This is a genomic window from Peribacillus sp. P4_C12 (assembly GCF_056402095.1).
Genome location: NZ_JBFUIB010000904.1, coordinates 1 through 1,080 on the forward strand (window position 1 = coordinate 1; position 1,080 = coordinate 1,080).

The 1,080-nt window shown below is 42.0% G+C and carries 2 protein-coding genes; both read left to right on the forward strand.

Translation table 11 applies throughout. From position 1 onward, the window contains the following. On the forward strand, positions 1-694 hold a 694-nt coding region (locus AC1DUW_RS30095; protein ID WP_477644351.1), incomplete at its 5' end, for a S16 family serine protease. Between the two features lie 253 nt (positions 695-947). Then, positions 948-1,080 (forward strand): LON peptidase substrate-binding domain-containing protein (locus tag AC1DUW_RS30100; RefSeq protein ID WP_477644352.1); only part of this gene is annotated, 133 nt, incomplete at its 3' end.

The following is a 1,080-nucleotide window of genomic DNA, read 5'->3' on the forward strand; positions in this document are numbered from 1 at the left end:
AGAAGATATTGATTGGATGGCTCATAGCAGCCAACTGACACCGCGAATGGATCGGAAAATTGAATCTAATTCAAAAATTGGCCTCGTTAACGGTCTTGCCGTATACGGGCCCAACAGCGGGGCATTGCTAGAAATTGAGGTAACAGTTATGGCGGCCTCCAATGAAACCGGTTCGATAAATATAACCGGTATTGTTGAAGAAGAAAGCATCGGCGGGGGGAATGGGAAATCAATTCGCCGCAAGAGCATGGCAAAAGGTTCAATTGAAAATGTAATCACGGTTTTACGTTCGATGGGAGTGCCGGCCGACCAATTTGATATCCATGTAAACTTTCCTGGTGGAAGTCCTGTAGATGGCCCTTCAGCGGGAATTGCAATGGCTACAGGTATTTACTCGGCAATCTATAAAATCCCTGTTGATCACACACTAGCGATGACTGGAGAAATCAGCATTCATGGCGGCGTTAAACCGATTGGCGGAGTCATTCCGAAAATCAAGGCTGCAAAACTGGCTGGAGCAAAGACAGTAATCATTCCATCAGAAAACATGCAGCCATTGCTCCAAGAAATCAAGGATATTGAGATCATTCCCGTTTCGAATGTGAAAGAAGTATTTGACCGGGCACTGAAAAAAGAGTTGATGTCGGAACAAATTCTCACATCCTTGGACCTATCGAAAAAAGAAAGTGTATAAAAGAATGGCCCCGGTTTGATCAGACCGGGGCATTTTAAGGACCATAACAATTTCTCGAAATAAACCTAACAGAAAAATAATAGCTTGTTCATACGTGCTTTTTTATCTAATATTGGAGATAATAAAAGCAGTAGAAACGTGTTAAGGTAAACAAATAGACACTTCTATATAAATAGGATAGAATTGTTAAAAGGTTGAGAACATGGGTAAATAGTTTACAACGACGATACTAATTAGATGGAGGTGTCAGGAAATGACTGATAAAGAAATCATCGTCCCCCTCCTGCCGCTTAGAGGACTGCTTGTATATCCAACGATGGTACTTCATTTAGATGTAGGCCGAGATAAATCGGTACAAGCCCTTGAGAAAGCAATGGTGGAAGACC